This is a genomic window from Methylophilus rhizosphaerae (genome assembly GCF_900100975.1).
In the GTDB taxonomy this organism is placed as follows: domain Bacteria; phylum Pseudomonadota; class Gammaproteobacteria; order Burkholderiales; family Methylophilaceae; genus Methylophilus; species Methylophilus rhizosphaerae.
In genome coordinates this window covers 358,888-376,418 of record NZ_FNFX01000004.1, presented here as the reverse complement: position 1 = coordinate 376,418, position 17,531 = coordinate 358,888, and the positions used below count along the sequence as shown (strand labels likewise).

18 protein-coding genes are annotated in these 17,531 nt (G+C 51.9%); 6 read left to right on the top strand and 12 right to left on the bottom strand.

Annotated features, from left to right (window positions below; translation table 11 throughout):
- Positions 1–81: 81 nt before the first annotated feature.
- From hemW to BLP53_RS11265, 3 genes are read right to left on the bottom strand one after another with little or no spacing between them, the layout of a single operon-like run.
- On the bottom strand, positions 82–1,293 hold the full coding sequence (gene hemW, locus BLP53_RS11275) for a radical SAM family heme chaperone HemW (protein ID WP_091472259.1): 1,212 nt from the start codon (positions 1,291–1,293) through the stop codon (positions 82–84).
- 37 nt (positions 1,294–1,330) lie between these two features.
- Positions 1,331–3,844 (bottom strand): ABC transporter permease, encoded by a 2,514-nt coding sequence (locus tag BLP53_RS11270; protein WP_091472258.1) that lies wholly within the window; start codon positions 3,842–3,844, stop codon positions 1,331–1,333.
- Complete coding sequence (locus tag BLP53_RS11265) at positions 3,844–4,563, bottom strand: ABC transporter ATP-binding protein (protein WP_091472257.1); 720 nt, start codon at positions 4,561–4,563, stop codon at positions 3,844–3,846. Before BLP53_RS11265 ends, BLP53_RS11270 begins: the two co-directional genes overlap by 1 nt.
- A gap of 32 nt (positions 4,564–4,595) precedes the next feature.
- On the opposite strand from BLP53_RS11265, the gene BLP53_RS11260 reads away from it, so the two are divergent.
- Positions 4,596–5,192 (top strand): arylesterase, encoded by a 597-nt coding sequence (locus BLP53_RS11260; protein WP_245652814.1) that lies wholly within the window; start codon positions 4,596–4,598, stop codon positions 5,190–5,192.
- 26 nt (positions 5,193–5,218) lie between these two features.
- On the opposite strand, the gene BLP53_RS11255 is transcribed toward BLP53_RS11260, so the two are convergent.
- From BLP53_RS11255 to BLP53_RS11215, 9 genes are all read right to left on the bottom strand, one after another.
- The gene (locus BLP53_RS11255) at positions 5,219–6,403 is read right to left on the bottom strand and encodes a hypothetical protein (RefSeq protein ID WP_091472256.1); all 1,185 of its coding nucleotides are present in this window, start codon (positions 6,401–6,403) and stop codon (positions 5,219–5,221) included.
- A gap of 56 nt (positions 6,404–6,459) precedes the next feature.
- Positions 6,460–6,879, bottom strand: a complete 420-nt coding sequence (locus tag BLP53_RS11250) for a type II toxin-antitoxin system VapC family toxin (RefSeq protein ID WP_091472255.1) — start codon at positions 6,877–6,879, stop codon at positions 6,460–6,462.
- 2 nt (positions 6,880–6,881) lie between these two features.
- Positions 6,882–7,130, bottom strand: a complete 249-nt coding sequence (locus BLP53_RS11245; protein ID WP_176755279.1) for an AbrB/MazE/SpoVT family DNA-binding domain-containing protein — start codon at positions 7,128–7,130, stop codon at positions 6,882–6,884.
- An 86-nt stretch (positions 7,131–7,216) separates the two neighbouring features.
- Positions 7,217–9,043, bottom strand: coding sequence for a DNA helicase RecQ (gene recQ, locus BLP53_RS11240; RefSeq protein ID WP_091472253.1), 1,827 nt, complete (start codon positions 9,041–9,043; stop codon positions 7,217–7,219).
- A gap of 39 nt (positions 9,044–9,082) precedes the next feature.
- Positions 9,083–9,298, bottom strand: coding sequence for a hypothetical protein (locus BLP53_RS11235; RefSeq protein ID WP_091472252.1), 216 nt, complete (start codon positions 9,296–9,298; stop codon positions 9,083–9,085).
- A 33-nt stretch (positions 9,299–9,331) separates the two neighbouring features.
- Positions 9,332–9,949: an RdgB/HAM1 family non-canonical purine NTP pyrophosphatase gene (rdgB, locus tag BLP53_RS11230; RefSeq protein WP_091472251.1), complete on the bottom strand. Its 618-nt coding sequence runs from the start codon at positions 9,947–9,949 to the stop codon at positions 9,332–9,334.
- Between the two features lie 2 nt (positions 9,950–9,951).
- Positions 9,952–10,671, bottom strand: a complete 720-nt coding sequence (gene rph / locus BLP53_RS11225; protein WP_091472250.1) for a ribonuclease PH — start codon at positions 10,669–10,671, stop codon at positions 9,952–9,954.
- 5 nt (positions 10,672–10,676) lie between these two features.
- Positions 10,677–11,585, bottom strand: a complete 909-nt coding sequence (locus tag BLP53_RS11220) for a PP2C family protein-serine/threonine phosphatase (protein ID WP_091472249.1) — start codon at positions 11,583–11,585, stop codon at positions 10,677–10,679.
- A gap of 30 nt (positions 11,586–11,615) precedes the next feature.
- Positions 11,616–12,551: a serine/threonine protein kinase gene (locus BLP53_RS11215; protein ID WP_091472248.1), complete on the bottom strand. Its 936-nt coding sequence runs from the start codon at positions 12,549–12,551 to the stop codon at positions 11,616–11,618.
- A gap of 153 nt (positions 12,552–12,704) precedes the next feature.
- Here BLP53_RS11215 and BLP53_RS11210 point away from each other — a divergent pair, with 153 nt between their 5' ends.
- From BLP53_RS11210 to BLP53_RS11190, 5 genes are all read left to right on the top strand, one after another.
- Positions 12,705–13,595 carry a YicC/YloC family endoribonuclease gene (locus BLP53_RS11210; RefSeq protein WP_091472247.1) on the top strand — a complete coding sequence of 297 codons (891 nt, stop codon included), beginning with the start codon at positions 12,705–12,707 and terminating at the stop codon, positions 13,593–13,595.
- Between the two features lie 152 nt (positions 13,596–13,747).
- Positions 13,748–14,218 carry a hypothetical protein gene (locus BLP53_RS11205; protein WP_143001372.1) on the top strand — a complete coding sequence of 157 codons (471 nt, stop codon included), beginning with the start codon at positions 13,748–13,750 and terminating at the stop codon, positions 14,216–14,218.
- A 210-nt stretch (positions 14,219–14,428) separates the two neighbouring features.
- Positions 14,429–15,040 carry a guanylate kinase gene (gmk, locus tag BLP53_RS11200; protein ID WP_091472245.1) on the top strand — a complete coding sequence of 204 codons (612 nt, stop codon included), beginning with the start codon at positions 14,429–14,431 and terminating at the stop codon, positions 15,038–15,040.
- A gap of 47 nt (positions 15,041–15,087) precedes the next feature.
- Positions 15,088–15,303, top strand: a complete 216-nt coding sequence (rpoZ, locus tag BLP53_RS11195) for a DNA-directed RNA polymerase subunit omega (RefSeq protein WP_091472244.1) — start codon at positions 15,088–15,090, stop codon at positions 15,301–15,303.
- 6 nt (positions 15,304–15,309) lie between these two features.
- A complete protein-coding gene (locus BLP53_RS11190; RefSeq protein ID WP_091472243.1) occupies positions 15,310–17,520 on the top strand; it encodes a RelA/SpoT family protein in 2,211 nt (736 codons plus the stop codon).
- Positions 17,521–17,531: the final 11 nt, after the last annotated feature.

The following is a 17,531-nucleotide window of genomic DNA, read 5'->3' as shown; positions in this document are numbered from 1 at the left end:
ATGGACAAGCATAAGAAAGAATGGTCGCCTAAAGGCGAAATGAACTGATTAGAATCCTAACTAAATACCAATCAAGCTAATCTATTCCGGTAAAAACATTTCCAACAAAGTATTCAAAAATCTCTGCCCTTGCAATGTCGGTGCAATCACTCCACCCTCTTGCTTCAACAATCCTTTTTGCTGCGCTTCGAGCAACTGCGACTGAATAGCCCGCAGCGGCAATCCTGTCCTTTGCTGAAACAGTCCGGCCTCCACACCATCCACCAACCGCAACGCATTCATCATAAATTCAAACGCCAGATCCTCCCGCCCGATCTGCCATTCGCTATCTACCACCTGCCCTTGCGGTACAGCTTCAAGATATCTCTTCGGATGCTTGTGCCTGCTCTGGCGGATAATCTTGTCGTGAAAACTTAGTTTGGAATGCGCACCGGCCCCAATGCCGAGGTAATCGCCAAACGTCCAGTAATTCAGGTTGTGCTGACATTGCTGGCCAAGCTGCGCAAAGCCTGACGTTTCATAATGTTGGTAACCATTCGCAGCAAGTATTTTCTCGATTTCTTCCTGCATGGTGGCGCTGGTATCGTCATCCGGCAAACTGGGTGGCGTGCGGTGGAACGGCGTGTTGGGTTCCAGCGTCAGGTGGTAGAACGACAGATGTGCAGGTTTGATCTGGCAGGCGGTTTCGGCGTCCTGCAATGCATCCTCCAGGCTTTGCTCCGGCAACGCATACATCACATCCAGATTCACCTTATCAAAGGTATTCAACGCCAGCTCGGCGGCGGCCAGCGCCTGTTCACGGTCATGGATACGGCCCAGGGCTTTTAAATATTGCGGCTGAAAACTCTGGATCCCCAGCGAAACTCGGTTTACGCCTGCATCACGGTAACCTTTGAAGTTGGCGATATCCACTGTGCCCGGGTTGGCTTCCAAAGTGACTTCCGCGCCGTATTCCAGCGGCGTCAGCATGCGCACATGACTCAATATCTTATCAATCGCTTCGGCAGAAAAAATACTGGGCGTGCCGCCACCAAAAAACACGCTGCGGATTTTGCGGCCCCACACCAGCGGCGTGACCTGTTCAAGGTCAGCAATCAGCGCATCGACATAAGCGGCTTCGGGGATTTCCTGCCGCGCTTCGTGGGAGTTGAAGTCGCAATACGGGCATTTGCGCACACACCAGGGGATATGAATATACAGCGAAAGCGGCGGCGGGTTGGTGAGGCCGCTCAATGTGACGTCGCCTTGCAAGGGCGCGTCACTTAAACTGTTGGCAGGGTAAATCGGAATCATGCGTGCATTTTAACCTGTATCCATCAAGATACTGGACTTAAACGCTTTGTAACAAGGCCCTGGGCGGCTGGTTAAACTGGTTGCGTGCCACCAGCCAGGCAGAGAATGGCACTAGCACAATCGCTGCCAGCAAGGCCTGCATACTTAACCATGCATTGAATTGGTATTCCATATCCAGCACCAGCGTTGCCAAATAATAAGCGGCGACATTGGTGAAAATATTCGCGACGATACTGGCCAATATGCCTATGCATAAAAACTCCACCAGCATGGCGAGAACGACCTGTTTTCTTGAAGCGCCAAGCACCCGCATCAAGGTGCTCTCCCGCACACGCTCTTCGCGGGTCGCCATCAGTGCGGCATACAACACGGCAAGGCCAGCTAACAAACTGAATCCGAACACGAACTCGATCGCATAACTCATTTTACTAAGCAGGCTTTGTAATTGTTCCATCACCGCGGAAACATTGATGATGGTCAGGTTGGGAAATTTCCTGACCAGCTGGTTCAGCGCTTCTTCCTTGCCTGCGGGCAGGTGGAAGCTGGTGAGGTAATTGGCAGCGTAGTTATCCAGCACTTTCGGCGGCGTCACCGCGAAGAAGTTAACGTGCATGCTGTTCCACTCCACCTTGCGCAAACTGGTGATGGTCAGGTCAAGCTGGGTGCCGGCCACGTCATACGTCAGTTTATCGCCCAGTTTTAGATTAAGCGTCTCCGCCAGGCCCTGCTCTAAAGACAATTGCGGTTTGCCTGCATCTTCAGCCTTCCACCACTGCCCTGCGACCAATTCATTATCGGCCTGCATTTGCGCTGCCCACGATAAATTAAATTCCCGCTCGGCCAGCCGCTTGGCGCGGTCATCTTTGTACTGCTCAACATTCAGGGGCTTGCCGTTCACCGAGATCAGTCTTGCTCGCACCATGGGGAAAATATCGGCATGCTGGATAGCATGGGAAGTTAACAATGCATTGATGCCGGGTATCTGGTCAGCCTGGATATTGATGACAAAGCGGTTAGGCGCATCCGCCGGTAACGAGGTTTGCCAGTTTTTCAGCAGGTCATTACGCACAAACGCCAGCAGTAATATTGCCATCAGGCCCATGCTTAAGCCAACCACCTGCGCGATGGTCAATATCGGGCGGCGTCTTAAGCCCATCAAACCCAGCTTGATCACACCAAAATTTTGCACACTGAAAGACTGTACAAGACGCATGCCGGCGTATGCCAGAAACCCCGCGACTACGACCAAGGCCACCAGCGCCGCGAATACAATCCCGGCCAGTTTGATATCACCCGCATGCCAGAACACCAGCCCGGCCAACACCAGTAATGCTGGCAGAAACACGATGCCATTGGTGTGCACATTGCCTTCCAGGTCCTGGCGCAATATGCGTAATGCTGGCACTGCGCGTAAGCGCATCAATTGCGGCCAGACAACCGTGAGCAGGGTAGAAAATCCGGTGACTAAGCCCAATAAAACCGGCATCCAGCCAGGGGCAGGCAGGGTTTCCAGAAACAGACGCCCAGCTAGAATCGCCAAGCCATATTGCGCGGCAAAGCCCAGTACACAACCAATCACGCTACCCACCAACGCCAGCAGCAAAGTCTGATAAAGCAGAATCTGCGTGATCAGCTTTTTGGTCGCGCCAAAACAGCGCATCAAGGCATACGCATCCAGGCTTTTCTGCACATAGGGGATACTCGCCAGCAACATCGCCACCATCGCCAGGATCACGCCGACCATAGAGGCAATGCCGAGGAATTGTTGCGCTTTGTTCAGCGCATTGCGCATTTCCGGGCGGGCGCTGCGGATATCATCTACGCGTTCACCTCGCGCTAGTTGCGGCTTCAGCCATTCGGCGTAGTCTTCCATCGCCTGGTTAACCTCTGTACCTTCACTATTGGCAGCAACCAGTAACTGGTATTTCACCCGGCTGCCAAACTGCACCAAACCGGTGGCTTCGACATCAGCACCATTCATCAGCAGACGCGGCGCGATACTGAACATATCGCCGCCCCGGGAAGGCTCTTGCAGCAAAAATGCCGCTATCTTGAACTGGCTTTCACCTACGCTGACTTCATCGCCTATCTTCAATGCGAGTTTTTGCGCCAGTCGCGGCTCTATCCAAACTGTTCCACTGGCGGGAATTTCTGCTGAAGTTAATTCACCTTTCGCGGTGGCTGCCCGCTTGCTAATGGTTAAATGGCCACGCAGCGGAAAACCTGCTTCCACCGCTTTGATTTCAGCCAGCTCGCTACTGTCGCCTTTCAGCACCATGCTGGAAAACTCCAGCGCCTGCGAGGTCTGGTATTGGCGTTGTTGTGCTTCTGCCTTGTAGGCTGCCGGTATGGCATGGTCCGAGTTCACCACCAGATCCGCCCCCAGCAGCACATTGCCCTGGGTTTGCATACTGGATTTGATACGGTCAGTGAAAAAACTGACTGAGGTGGTCGCCGTAACCGCCAAAATCAAGGCAAACAGCAATACACGTATTTCACCCGATGACCACAGGCTGCGGCACTGACGCCAGGCAATGGATAACGCCAGCATTAATGCACTCCCGAGCTATCGGTCACGGTGCGTTCGTTGAGCACAATTTCCTTCAACTGGCCGTTCTGCAAATTAAGCACCCGCTGGCAACGCCGCGCCAGGTTCATATCATGCGTGACCAGCACCAGCGTAGTCCCGCTCTGTGTGTTTAAATCAAACAGCAACTTAATGATCGCTTCGCCAGTCGCGACATCCAGGTTACCGGTCGGCTCATCGGCAAACAAAATCGAAGGCTTGGCGGCAAATGCCCTGGCGATCGCGACCCGCTGCTGCTCGCCGCCAGACAAATGTTTTGGATAGTGCGTGGCACGCGACGCCAGGCCTACACTTTCCAATGCCGCGATTGCAATCGCCTGCGCATTACGCTGGCCTGCCAGCTGCATAGGCAGCATTACATTCTCCAAAGCAGTCAGCGAGCCCAGCAACTGAAATGATTGAAACACAAAGCCCATATGCTGGGCACGCACCGCTGCACGGCCGTCTTCATCCATCTGGCCAATATCTTTACCGGCGATCAGGACTTTTCCGCTACTGACAGTGTCCAAACCTGCCAGCAACCCCAGCAAGGTCGATTTACCGGAACCCGAGCTACCGATAATCGCCAGCCGCTCGCCATTGGGTACGGCAAGATTCAAATCGGCCAAAATGGGGATTGTTGTATGATTACTGACAACGGATTTACTTAGAGACAGCGCTTCAACAGCATAAGGGCTTTGCATTAATGATGTTCCGATTTCTAAAGATATTGATCGTGTTACCTGGTTTATTATTTAGCAACTTAGTCGCAGCAGAAGCCACATCCAAACCAACGATACTGGTATTTGGAGATAGCTTATCCGCCGCCTATGGCATCCCTAAAGAGCAAGGCTGGGTGAATCTCGTCGCGCAACGTGTGAAAGACAACCAATTGCCCTACGAAGTTGCCAACGCCAGCGTCAGCGGTGAAACCACCGCCGGCGGATTCAGCAGATTACCTGCGGCACTCAAGCAGTTTAAACCCAGTATCGTCGTGATAGAACTAGGCGCCAATGACGGCCTGCGCGGCTTACCGCTGGATGCGATGAAAAACAACCTCGAAAAAATGATTCAGGCCAGCAAGCAAATCAATGCACAGGTGGTTTTGCTAGGCATGTTTATTCCACCGAATTATGGCCCGAAATACACCAATGGATTTAAAGCGGTTTACTTGGATTTGTCAGAGAAATACAAAACGCCATTTATCCCGTTTTTTCTGGATGGTGTCAGTGGTCACAGTGATCTGGTGCTGGAGGATGGGCTGCACCCGAATGTGAACGCACAGAAGAAGATATTGGAGAATGTTTGGCCGACTTTGAAGCCTCTCCTATAGGAAGAAGTTAATCAAAACTCAAATTGTTACTCTTTAACAACTTTTTCTATCGGGGGATCCAATTCAAACGAAACTACTTTTGCTAGATAAGAAAATTCCTCTTCACCATTGGATATTTTCTCACAGTCTTCCGCTTTTGCAGTTGTACGCAATGCGATGCCTCCAGATTTTGCCTTGTAATCAATAATCAATTTTTTTGAATATGTGGCATCCCACAGTGAGTAAACAAACTGTGATGCATGAATTGATCTTGCATGAGGATCTTGAGTGGTCACATCCGCGAGCACTGCTTTAGCACATTCATCAGAAACTTCTAAATCGATTACTTCAAAACCTTGAGAAGCAACACCAACTACAAACTGAAATTGTAAGTCGGATTTCTTCCGCTCAAATCCTTTACAGTGGGACACCAACCTATCAGCATAGTCTAATGCAAAGACCGTGTGTGCAGTTCTAATAGAGGAAAATATCAGAAAAAGAGATCGTGCTACTTCAAGTAACTCAGATCGCGTTAGAGAAATACTGTATTGATTTTTTGTTCCGTATCTACAGTTGATCAAGTCCTTATTAGTACTCATTGAATAGTGTTGAGCTATATTTCTCCATTGATTAATGGGTACATTCCAAGGCGGCAATGTTAGATAGGGAGCCAGGCCTGACTTTTCTCCTATTCGACTAACAATTGTGCCGAGGCTTAATGAATTAATATCTGAGAACGTCTGAATATCATTCTGTAATTTATGAATAAAATGGAGAAGCTCTTTGAGATACACCTGAAGTGTTCCTTCAATTAAAGCACCCATATTGCGGAAAATTTCGAATGCAAACTCATCAAGTGGCAAGTCAGCTTTGTGGTGTTCAAATCGAGCATTGTTCCAATAAAGAGAAAGAGCTGTACCAATAGATTCTTCCCAGGCAGCATAAACTCTCGCACACCCATCTTCATCAATAGTGAAGTATTTCCGACGAATTTGTAGACACTCATCAAACAATCTTGATGCCCAATCAGAATTACGAATCTTTGCTACGTTTACAGCCTCAACAGCTAATAAGTCAATTCCATATCTATCAAGCATAGTCACATTCTGGAACTCTGGTTCCAGAATGCCGATGATGCTTGCTTTTATTTCCTCAATAGAGTGTCCTGCTTCATAAGCATGTAAAAGCGGACTGAAAGCTCTAACTCCTTGAAGAATATTTTTCGTTGTCACTTAGAAACCTTTTGATTCGGCCTCATACGAGAAGCTAATGGGTGAGCATTACAAAATCAAATTACCTCACAATTAAAGCCTATTGCTTGAGCGGCTTTTGCCTGATTATTATCCAAAGTCACAAACTCTTTTATTCCAGCACCTAATGCCACACTGATGTGCAATGCATCACCTGCGCGCAGATTAGGATTGCTACAAATCAATGCCCCGGCCTGGCTGTAAATTTCCCGATTGATCGGTAAAAGTTTGATGCCGCCATTAATCAGGGTTTCGAATGTTTGCAAAATGGCCAAGGCTTGATCTGTCTGTAACTGCCCAGTGCGCAGCTTGAGGGAAATGGCGCTATTAAATTCTGTGATTAACCAATCACTGCTTTGCGGTGGCTGCTTTTGATTTTTAAACCAATCAATACAAGCTAAGGACTTTGGCTCGTGCGTGAGCATGGCAACGATAACGCTGGTATCTACATAGCACATGGTTAATAACGTTCTTGATTACGCATGATATCAATCACTGAACTTGTCTCTGGCAGCGTTTTTTGTAAAGCCAGTAAATCCTGCATAAACTCGGCTTTATCAAAAGGTTTTTTGGGGGCAAGCACCAGTTCACCTTGTGGGTTTAAGCTGACTTCTACACTGTCGCCATCCTGAATTTGCATTTGTTTGGCGATACTGGAAGGTAAGCGGACTGCAAGACTGTTACCCCATTTTGCGATTTGTAATTCCATGACTTGCCTCCGATACATGTTTATCCATGTATATACATTAAGACGATCCCTTCTGTGTGTCAAGCAATCCGAAATACAAAATTGTTTTAAGTCATTTCTTCAATCACTTGCAAAAAGGCATCTCCATATTTTTGCAATTTTGCCTGCCCTATCCCGCTAATCTGCCCCATTTCAGTTAGGCTTTGTGGTTTGCGATTATGGATTTCCAGCAATGTACTATCATGGAAAATCACATACGGAGGCACGCCCTGCTCCCTTGCCAGTTCAAGCCGCTTCGCTTTAAGTGCTTGCCACAGCGGATCATCATTCGCTCCTGCAAACGCTTCTTTGGCACGTGCGCTACGTTCAGCCTTGCTCATGCGTTTTTCGGGTTCAGCATCGCGGCGTAACCAGACCTCCTGCTCGCCTTTAAGCACTGGCCTGGCAGCTTCAGTCAATTTCAAACCGCCGTAAGCAGCCATATCTGCTTCCAGTAGTCCTGCTGCGATCAACTGGCGATAGACACCGCTCCATTGGGTTTGATTGAGGGTTTTACCTATGCCGAAGGTGCTGACTTTTTCATGACCAAAACGCTCGACTTGTGGCGTGACTTTACCCATCAGCACATCAATTAAATGGCCGACACCAAATCTTTGCCCGGTGCGGTAAACACAGGAAAGTGCCATTTGTGCGACTTGGGTGGCTTGCCAGGTTTCGACCGGGTGCAGGCAGTTATCGCATTGTTCGCAGGCGCCGGGATGGCTTTCGCCAAAGTAGCGCAGAATACTCTGGTGGCGGCAGGCGGTGGATTCGCAGTAACCAAGCAAGGCATCCAGTTTTAAACGCTCCAGCCGTTTGCGTTCTTCGGAGGCTTCACCGCTATCGAGCATTTGCCGCATGGAGACGACATCGCCCATGCCGTAGACCATCCACGCGTTGGCTGGCAGGCCATCGCGACCTGCACGGCCGGTTTCCTGATAGTAGCCTTCCATGCTTTTTGGCAGGTCCAGATGCGCGACAAAGCGGACGTTGGGTTTATCGATGCCCATGCCGAACGCGATGGTCGCCACCATGATGATGCCTTCTTCGCGCAAAAAGCGCCGCTGGTGATGCTCGCGCAACTGGGCGGATAAACCGGCATGGTAAGGCAAGGCCGGCCAGCCTTTTTCAACCAGCCAGGCAGCGGTCTCTTCAACTTTTCTGCGTGACAGGCAATAAATAATACCGGCATCGTCTGGGTGTTCACGCTCCAGAAATGCCTGCAATTGTTGGCGGGCATTATTTTTAATGCCGACGTGGTAGCGGATATTCGGGCGGTCAAAGCTGGAGACAAACTGGGCAGCATTTTCGAGCTTGAGTTGGCTGATGATCTCGGCGCGCGTAGGTGCATCAGCGGTGGCCGTCAGTGCAATGCGCGGTACTTGTGGAAAGCGCTCGTGCAATACGGTGAGCTGGCGGTATTCTGGTCGGAAATCGTGGCCCCATTGCGACACGCAATGCGCTTCGTCGATGGCAAACAGGGCGAGGCCGACATGCTGGTGGACTTCATCAAGCAGGCTTAAAAAGCTGCTGGCCATGAGACGCTCGGGGGCGACATAAAGCAGTTTGATTTCACCGGTAACGACTTGGCGGGTAATGCGATGACTGTCTTCTGTGCTGAGGCTGGAATTCAAGAAAGCGGCGTTGATACCCAGTTGTTGCAGGGCTTCAACCTGATTTTGCATGAGGGCGATCAAAGGCGAGACAACAATCGCCAACCCCTCACGCGCCAGCGCCGGGACCTGGTAACACAGCGATTTTCCGCCGCCCGTGGGCATCAGCACCAGCGCATCGTGCCCCGCAATCACATGCTCAACAATCGCTTGTTGCTGGTGGCGGAACTGGGAATACCCAAATACATCTTGCAGAATGTGCTGGGGTGAAAGGATGGCCATGCCTTAAATTAACATAATTTAACCAAATTGCACAATAATCTAGGGTTTTTGGTAGGGATTCACCAGGCTATCGACTAGCGCATACAAGGCTTTGCGCATTTGCTCTTCGCTGACTTCCATCAGCAGGCCATCTTCCAGTGCATCCTGCGCGATTTGTTTGAGCTCATCAAAATTTTCGGACATGACTTTGACCTTTTCGGTGCAGGAAACCACCGAACCATCGTCACGCACCCATTTTGGCCACTCATTTGTCATTACTTAGTCTTTCACTTACTTGCTCAGTTTTCACTAGCTCTTTTCCAAAGCCTGCAGCAATTTTACCAGCGCCTGGCCGCGATGGCTCATTTTGCTTTTGGTTTCCAGCGGTAATTCAGCGACTGTTTTGCGGGTTTCCAGGTCCATAAATAATGGATCATAGCCAAACCCTTCAGACCCGCGGAACTCGCGCAAAATTTCACCGTGCCATAGGCCATCGGCAATAATCGGTTGCGGGTCGTTTGGTGACCGCACCAGCACCAGCACACTGTAAAAATACGCACGACGGTCACTTTCGCGTGACATGACTGTGAGTAATTTATCGTTGTTGCGTTCATCCTGCGTCAGCAAACTACCAGATGGTTGCGGCCCGGCATAGCGCGCAGAAATCACACCCGGTGCACCTTGCAAGGCATTGACGCATAAACCGGAATCATCCGCCAGTGCCGGCAAACCGGTGTGCTCACTGGCATGCCGCGCCTTGGCTAACGCGTTTTCAATAAAGGTACCGTAAGGCTCCGGGCATTCCGGCACATTGAACTCAGATTGCGACACGATCTCGATATTCAAGGGTGCCAGCACATGTGCGATTTCGCGTATTTTGCCTTTATTGCCGGAGGCAATGACCAGTTTATTGAATGGCAATGCCATGGTTAAGCTGCCAATGCCTGTTGTTGGATAATGGAAATTTCACTGATGCCTTTGGCTGCCAGGTCCAGCATCTGGTTCATGGTCTCACGTGCAAATGGCTCGCCTTCAGCGGTGCCCTGAATCTCCACAAATCCGCCGTTGCCGGTCATCACGACGTTCATGTCGGTATCGCAATCGGAGTCTTCGATGTAATCCAGATCCAGCACCGGCACACCCTGGTAAACACCCACCGAAATGGCGCCGACTGAATCCTTGATCGGCGTTTCGGCCAGCAAGCCTTTTTGCAGCAAAGTCGCGACGGCATCGACCATGGCCACATAGGCACCGGTGATGCTGGCCGTACGGGTGCCGCCATCGGCCTGGATCACGTCACAGTCAAAATGGATGGTGCGTTCACCCAGTTTTTGCAGGTCGATCACGGCACGCAGGCTGCGGCCAATCAGTCTTTGAATTTCCTGTGTACGTCCGGTTTGCTTGCCTCTGGCGGCTTCACGGTCCATGCGTGAACCAGTGGAGCGCGGCAACATGCCATATTCCGCCGTGACCCAGCCCTGGCCTTTGCCTTTGAGAAAACCTGGTACTTTTTCTTCCACACTGGCAGTGCAGATCACATGCGTGTCACCAAATTTCACTAGCACCGAGCCTTCGGCATGCTTGGTGTAGTGGCGGATCATTTCAATCTTGCGCAACTGGTCGTTGGCGCGCTGGCTAGGTCTATTCATACTTGTCATTCCTGTTTTTTAACATGTTCTTTGCTTCTGCGCAGGGCTTCCTGTATTTCGGCAATCGCTTTTTCAATTTCATCATCGGTCAAGTCCAGCCCATGTGGCTGGTTCATGATGGTGGTGGTCATCTCGGTGGGTAAATCCAGCGTTGATACGGTCAATGGTGCCGTGACACGCTCGCCCCACTGCATGGCAATTGCACTCATATTATCGCCGACGGTCGCACTGGCAGCATCGGCATCGTCGAGTACACGCGTGATGCTATCCTGGATATTGGCCGCCAGCATATGTTGCGCCATGGCGATCTCCGGTACCTTGTTCCAGACCCCATCCGAGCATAGCAGCATCACATCGCCTTCTTTCAGCAGGATAGGGTCTGCCAGGTCCACTTTGGGCGGCTTGTCGCCACCCAGGCAATTATAAATTTTGTTGCGGTGCGGGTGGTGTTCCATTTGCGTTTCGGTAATTCTACCCTCGCGCAACAGTGACTGCACCACCGAATGATCCTGGGTCTGGAATTCTTTCAGGCCGTTACGGTAAAGGTACAGGCGCGAATCCCCGACATGGGCGCAGAACAGTTTATTGCCCTGGATCAAGGCCACGACAATGGTGGTGCGTGGCGATTCCACCAGTTTCTTGCGGGCGCGCACGTGTTCAATCACTGTGTGCACCTGGACAATCTGTTCACGCAAAAACTCCAGTGGATGGAGAATCGAGGGTTGGGACTCGCGCTGAAAAGCTTCCACCATGGTTTTTACTGCAACTTCCGCAGCGATATCGCCATGCTGGTGGCCGCCCATACCATCGGCCAGCACCATCAGGATCGCATGCCGGTGATAGGAATACGCCAGCCGGTCCTGGTTATAGGGACGCGGCCCCTGGCGGCTACCCTGCGCAATGGAAAATTTCATGGTATGGAAAATCTAATGGTAGTGAAACACTCATAAGGGTTTGGTCAGCACTTTAATGATTTTATCGACCAGTGAACTGCGTGGATCATCGCTGATACGTACTTCTATCATTTTTTTCTGCAGGGAAAACACGCTTTGCGGACGCGACAGGTAATCCAGTTGCATGCATTCGTCGATAATCGCCAGCAGCTTGTCTGAATATACCTGTTTACCCAGCGTCACCGCCGATACCAGCGTATCGTCCTTCAGGCGCAGATTGGCAGCGAGCGGCGATGACCGTTGCAGGCAGGCGTACATACTGGCACCTATGCTGTAGATATCACTCCAGGGCCCCAGGTGCTGGCGGTCTATATATTGCTCTGGTGGCGCAAATCCCGGCGTATAGGTCGGCGCCAGTGTCACTTCGGAAAGCGCTTCGCGCGCAGAACCGAAATCCAGCAATACCGGTGAGCCATCCAGGCGGATATAGATATTGGCCGGCTTGATATCCAGGTGCAGCAACTTGCGCGTATGCACTTCGCGCAAGCCGTTGAGCAGTTCGACAAACATGCGGATCAGGAAATTTTCCGGCACCGGTTGCGACAAGGCCATGATGTAATCCTGCAGCGATTTCCCACGCTCATACTTCATCACCATGTACACGGTGTTATTGGCACGGAAGAAGTTTTTGACGCGCACGATATTCTTGTGCTCGATATTGGCCAGCGCCAGCCCTTCTTCAAAAAAGCATTTCATGCCATGTTTGTAGGCGGCTTCGTTTTTGCCGTTGGAGCGGATATGTGTCTGTCCATCGCGCTCGGCCAGCGATACCGGCATGTATTCCTTGATGGCAACGGTATTTTTCTGTTTATCCTGCGCCAGGTAGACGAAGCTGAAGCCGCCCAGGCTTAACACGCGGGTGATGGTGTAATCCTGCAACACGGTGCCTACCGGTAAGGCAATATCGATTTTATGGGCGAGTTTCACTTAACCTATAACGTACTGGATCATGGCTTTATTAAGGGCAACACAAGCTGGGCCGTGTTTATTTGTGACCGCATTTTCGCATATCAATACTGCATTTGATACAATCCCCGCACGACTTGAAGCCCAAGTAACTCCCACAAAGTGACGATACCCATGACTGCCAAACCAAACACAGACCACCACCCTATCTTCAGCATGACCGGCTTTGCCGCCAGTGAAAGCCGTTTTCCGGCAGGCCTGCTACTGATAGAGCTGCGCGCGGTCAACCATCGCTACCTGGAGTTGAACGTTAAAATCGAGGACAGCCTACGCCAGTTCGAACCGCAGGTGCGTGAACTGCTGCAACGCCGGCTGGGCCGCGGCAAGGTGGAGTGCAGGCTGAGCCTGAAAAGCGATACCATCACCTCTACGCTGGCGCTTAACCCGGCCATGGTGACGCAGATTGCGCAAACCCTGAAAGACCTGCAACAGCATTTTCCGCAGGCGCAACCGGTCAACCTGGTCGATATTTTCAAGCTGCCTGGCGTCCTGCAAACCGAAGCGGTGGATGGCGATGCCCTGGCGCAAAGCGTGCAAAGCGGTTTGGTACACGCGATTGACGAACTGATTGCCGCCCGTCAGCGCGAAGGCGAAAAACTCAAGCAAGTGTTACTCGACCGCCTGCAAGGCGTGCGCGAGCAAATCAGCATCGTGAAACCGCTGTTACCGCAATTGATACAGCAGTACCAGGACAAACTCACGGCCAAACTGCGTGAAGCCCTGCAAGCAGAGGACGACCGCGTACGCCAGGAAATGGTGCTGTATGCCCAGCGCATTGATGTGGACGAAGAACTGGCGCGCCTGAATTCACATATCACCGAGATGGACCGTATCCTGGCCGCAGGCGGTGCCGTCGGCAAGAAGCTGGATTTCCTGATGCAGGAAATGAACCGCGAAGCCAATACACTAGGCTCAAAATCAGTGGCCATAGAAACCACCCGTGTCTCCATGCAGCTCAAGGTGCTGATTGAACAAATGCGCGAGCAAATCCAGAATATTGAATAAATACAACAATTTGTATAATTTCAGGACTTCAGCGCCAGGAAACGGCGGCTGATTGCGGGCATAGTGGTATAGTCAGGTCATCTCATCATAGGGTCAAGACTATGCATCTTCCCCGTCATGTTCTTATACGCTGCCTCCTGCTGGTGGGGTGCGTGCTGCCTGTGCCATCCATGGCGGAAATGACCACGCTGACGATTCCCGACCAGGGCTGGGGCGTGACGTTTGATGCGCCGCCACTCCGGCCGGTGCGGGAAGCCGATTCCAACGATCATTACATGTATTATGGCAACGCCAATCTGTTTACAGTCGCGCTGTATGTGGACACGCCGGCCTGTGATGGCGCGGATACGCACGAAAATGTGCTGACCTGCTTCTGGTCCAAAACTGGCAAAGAGCCGCTGATTAACCAGGCCAGCGTGCAAAAAAGCTGCAACAGCCAATATTGCAAACTCAGCTACGACCTTGAAAACAGTTTTCAGGGTAAAAGCATCACGCAAAAGCACTGGCATTTCCTGTTTGCCTACCGTAACAAATGGGCCAACCTGCACGTCTTCGTGGCCAATCCTTCTGCCCAGGACCTGGGTACGCTGGAAAAATTCGAGCAATCTTTCCATTATCAGTAACCCTCTTTCCCAGCGCCCGCTGACTACACATTGGCGACAGCTTAAGCACAAACGGTGCGTGGTATCATGTTGCTTTAACGATTCTGCCCTTTTTTCCAAACGTGTTATGACATATGTAGGTATCTTGAACAGCACTTGTCGCCCGCGACAGGTCGCATTAGGCTTTAAAAACGTGCTGCCTGCTCTGCCGCGCCCTGACTGGAGCGACGCATGAGCCGCGGGCATTTATTTGTGATTTCTGCCGCCTCCGGTGCCGGTAAAACCAGCCTGGTACGCGCCATGCTGGCGCAAGACCAGCAGCTTAAATTATCCGTATCACACACCACGCGTGCGCCCAGGCCGGGTGAAGAAGATGGCATTCACTACCACTTTGTGTCCGAAGCCACTTTCCTGGAAGTACTGGGGCAGGCCGGATTCCTGGAAAGCGCGCATGTGCATGGTGCCCGTTATGGCACCTCCAAGCAGGAAGTCGACGGTGCGCTCGCCGCAGGCTGTGATGTGATTCTGGAAATTGACTGGCAAGGCGCGCAACAGATCCGCCGGCTGTATCCGCACTCCACTTCGATTTTTATTCTGCCACCTTCGATTGATGCACTGGCGCACCGCCTGAATAACCGCGGCCAGGACAGCGAAGCCGTCATCGCGCGCCGGCTGGCCGCTGCCCGCGAGGAGATGCGCCACGTGCATGAGTTTGATTATGTTACAATTAACGATAACTTTGACGTGGCATTGCAGGATTTAATCGCCATTGTGCGTTCCAAGCGTTTGCAGCTTGATCGCCAGGTGGCCTGCCACGCGTCATTGATTCAATCACTCACCTGAACCGGCGCAACCGCGCTGCTCTGTTACTCAATACTGAAGAGGTTTTTATGGCTCGTATTACTGTCGATGATTGCTTGGACAACATCCCTAACCGTTTTCAACTCACCCTGGTCGCGGCGTATCGCGCAAGGCAACTGGCCAATGGTTCCGATCCGCTGGTCAATGGCTACTCCAGCAAGGACAAGGCTACTGTACTGGCATTGCGTGAAATTGCCGCCGGCAAAATAGGTGTGGAATTACTGGAAAAGAAAGGGCAGGCATAAGCAGTTATGCCGCATGCCCAAGGTGAACATGCCCATCGCAAGTCCAGGTTAGACGAAGCCGACTTGCTGCCGGCAGACCGTGAGGATTCCCGCCTCACGCAGCTGATTCGCAAGTATCTCACCGAAGAAGAAATCATCATGGTCTGGGAGGCATATCGTTATGCCGACCAGGCCCATGCCGGTCAGACCCGCAAGACCGGTGAACCCTATATTACCCATCCTGTCTCTGTCGCCTGCATCCTGGCCAGGCTACACCTGGATTTACCCACCCTGCTGGCTGCATTGCTGCATGACGTGGTGGAAGATACCGAAATCGACAGCGCCGCCATTGCCGAACGTTTTGGCAAACAGGTGGCCGACCTGGTCGATGGCCTGACCAAGCTGGACAAGGTCGAACTGCAAACAGCCGCCCAGGCCCAGGCGGAAAATTTCCGCAAAATGCTGCTGGCCATGAGCCAGGATGTACGTGTCATCCTGGTCAAACTGGCCGACCGCCTGCACAACATGCAGACCATGGATGCCATGCGTCCGGAAAAGCAGAAACGCATCGCGCGCGAAACGGTGGAAATTTACGCCCCTATCGCCAACCGGCTCGGCTTGAATCCCATCTACCGCGAACTGGAAGACCTGAGCTTCAAGTACCTTTACCCCAATCGCTACCACGTAATCGATAAAGCCATCCGTACCGCGCGCGGCAACCGTAAAGAAGTGATCAGCAAGATCCTGGAAGCCATCCAGAACCAGCTGACCCAGTACCAGATTGAGTTTGATGTACAGGGCCGCGAAAAACACTTGTACAGTATTTACAGGAAAATGACCGAAAAATCGATGAAGCTATCGCAAATTGGCGATATTTACGGTTTTCGTGTCATCGTTAAGGATACCGCGGCCTGTTACCTGGCCTTAGGCGCGTTACACGCCCTATACAAACCCATTCCCGGCCGCTTCAAGGACTATATTGCCATTCCCAAGGCCAATGGCTACCAGTCTTTGCACACCACCTTGTTTGGCCCGTTTGGGACACCGATTGAAGTGCAGATCCGCAGCCAGGAAATGCATAATATTGCCGATGCCGGCGTTGCCGCGCACTGGTTGTACAAAACCACCGATGCGCACCTGACTTCACTGCAACAGCAAACCCACCAGTGGCTGCAACGCCTGGTTGAAATCCAGACCGAGAGCGACGACAGCCACGAGTTCCTCGAAAACTTCAAGGTCGATTTGTTCCCCGACGAAGTGTACGTCTTCACGCCCAAAGGCAATATCATGGCCCTGCCGCGCGGTTCTACCGCCGTGGACTTCGCGTATGCCGTGCACTCAGACGTAGGCAACAGTTGCGTGGCTGTGAAAATCAACAGCGAACTGGCCCCTCTGCGGACCGAAATGCATAACGGCGACCATGTGGAAATCATCACTGCGCCCCTGGCCAAACCCAATCCGGCCTGGCTTAACTATGTGGTGACCGGTAAGGCCCGTTCGCATATCCGCCATTACCTGAAAACGGTCAAGGTGGAAGAATCGGCCCAGCTCGGCGAACGCATGCTGAATGTGGCATTGCGCGCCATGCACATTGATCCGGTAGAAATTACCGATAAGCAATGGCAGAAAGTCATGAATGATTACGGCGCCAAAACCCGCCAGACTATCCTGACCGATATCGGCCTGGGCAAACGCAACAGCCTGATGGTGGCGCACCAGTTGCTGGCGCATCCGGCCGAACCGGAAGACAAAACCGCCAAAACGCTGGACACCATTACCATCCGCGGTTCGGAAGGCATGGCGGTACAGTTTGCGCAATGCTGCCGGCCGATTCCAGGCGATCCTATCCTGGGCTTTATCAATAAAGACAAAGGCCTGGTCATCCATACCCACGATTGCCCGGCCATCCGCAAATTCAAGCTGGACCCGGAAAAATGGCTGGATGTGGAATGGGATGCCGATCCCAAGAAGCTGTTCAGCGTCAACCTGCGCATCACCGTGGTGGACGAGCGTGGCATGCTGGCCAAGATTGCAGCCACCATTTCCAATGCCGATGCCAATATTGATAACGTCAGCGTTGAAGCCAGTGACGGTAGCCAGTATTCCAACGTGGACTTTACCGTGCAAGTGCATCACCGCGTCCACCTGGCCACCCTGATCCGCAACCTGCGCAAAATCCAGCAGATTGTGCGCATCAACCGGGTCAAAGGCAACCAGCTGGAACAACGCATCCAGTAAGCAGCCAGGTG

Bases quoted from the DNA above. Each gene is read 5' to 3' on its own strand.
- hemW (WP_091472259.1), bottom strand. From the start codon at position 1,293: ATGATTCCGATTTACCCTGCCAACAGTTTAAGTGACGCGCCCTTGCAA.
- BLP53_RS11270 (WP_091472258.1), bottom strand. From the start codon at position 3,844: ATGCTGGCGTTATCCATTGCCTGGCGTCAGTGCCGCAGCCTGTGGTCA.
- BLP53_RS11265 (WP_091472257.1), bottom strand. From the start codon at position 4,563: ATGCAAAGCCCTTATGCTGTTGAAGCGCTGTCTCTAAGTAAATCCGTT.
- BLP53_RS11250 (WP_091472255.1), bottom strand. From the start codon at position 6,879: ATGTGCTATGTAGATACCAGCGTTATCGTTGCCATGCTCACGCACGAG.
- BLP53_RS11245 (WP_176755279.1), bottom strand. From the start codon at position 7,130: ATGGAATTACAAATCGCAAAATGGGGTAACAGTCTTGCAGTCCGCTTA.
- recQ (WP_091472253.1), bottom strand. From the start codon at position 9,043: ATGGCCATCCTTTCACCCCAGCACATTCTGCAAGATGTATTTGGGTAT.
- BLP53_RS11235 (WP_091472252.1), bottom strand. From the start codon at position 9,298: ATGACAAATGAGTGGCCAAAATGGGTGCGTGACGATGGTTCGGTGGTT.
- rdgB (WP_091472251.1), bottom strand. From the start codon at position 9,949: ATGGCATTGCCATTCAATAAACTGGTCATTGCCTCCGGCAATAAAGGC.
- rph (WP_091472250.1), bottom strand. From the start codon at position 10,671: ATGAATAGACCTAGCCAGCGCGCCAACGACCAGTTGCGCAAGATTGAA.
- BLP53_RS11220 (WP_091472249.1), bottom strand. From the start codon at position 11,585: ATGAAATTTTCCATTGCGCAGGGTAGCCGCCAGGGGCCGCGTCCCTAT.
- BLP53_RS11210 (WP_091472247.1), top strand. From the start codon at position 12,705: ATGACTGCCAAACCAAACACAGACCACCACCCTATCTTCAGCATGACC.
- gmk (WP_091472245.1), top strand. From the start codon at position 14,429: ATGAGCCGCGGGCATTTATTTGTGATTTCTGCCGCCTCCGGTGCCGGT.
- rpoZ (WP_091472244.1), top strand. From the start codon at position 15,088: ATGGCTCGTATTACTGTCGATGATTGCTTGGACAACATCCCTAACCGT.
- BLP53_RS11190 (WP_091472243.1), top strand. From the start codon at position 15,310: ATGCCGCATGCCCAAGGTGAACATGCCCATCGCAAGTCCAGGTTAGAC.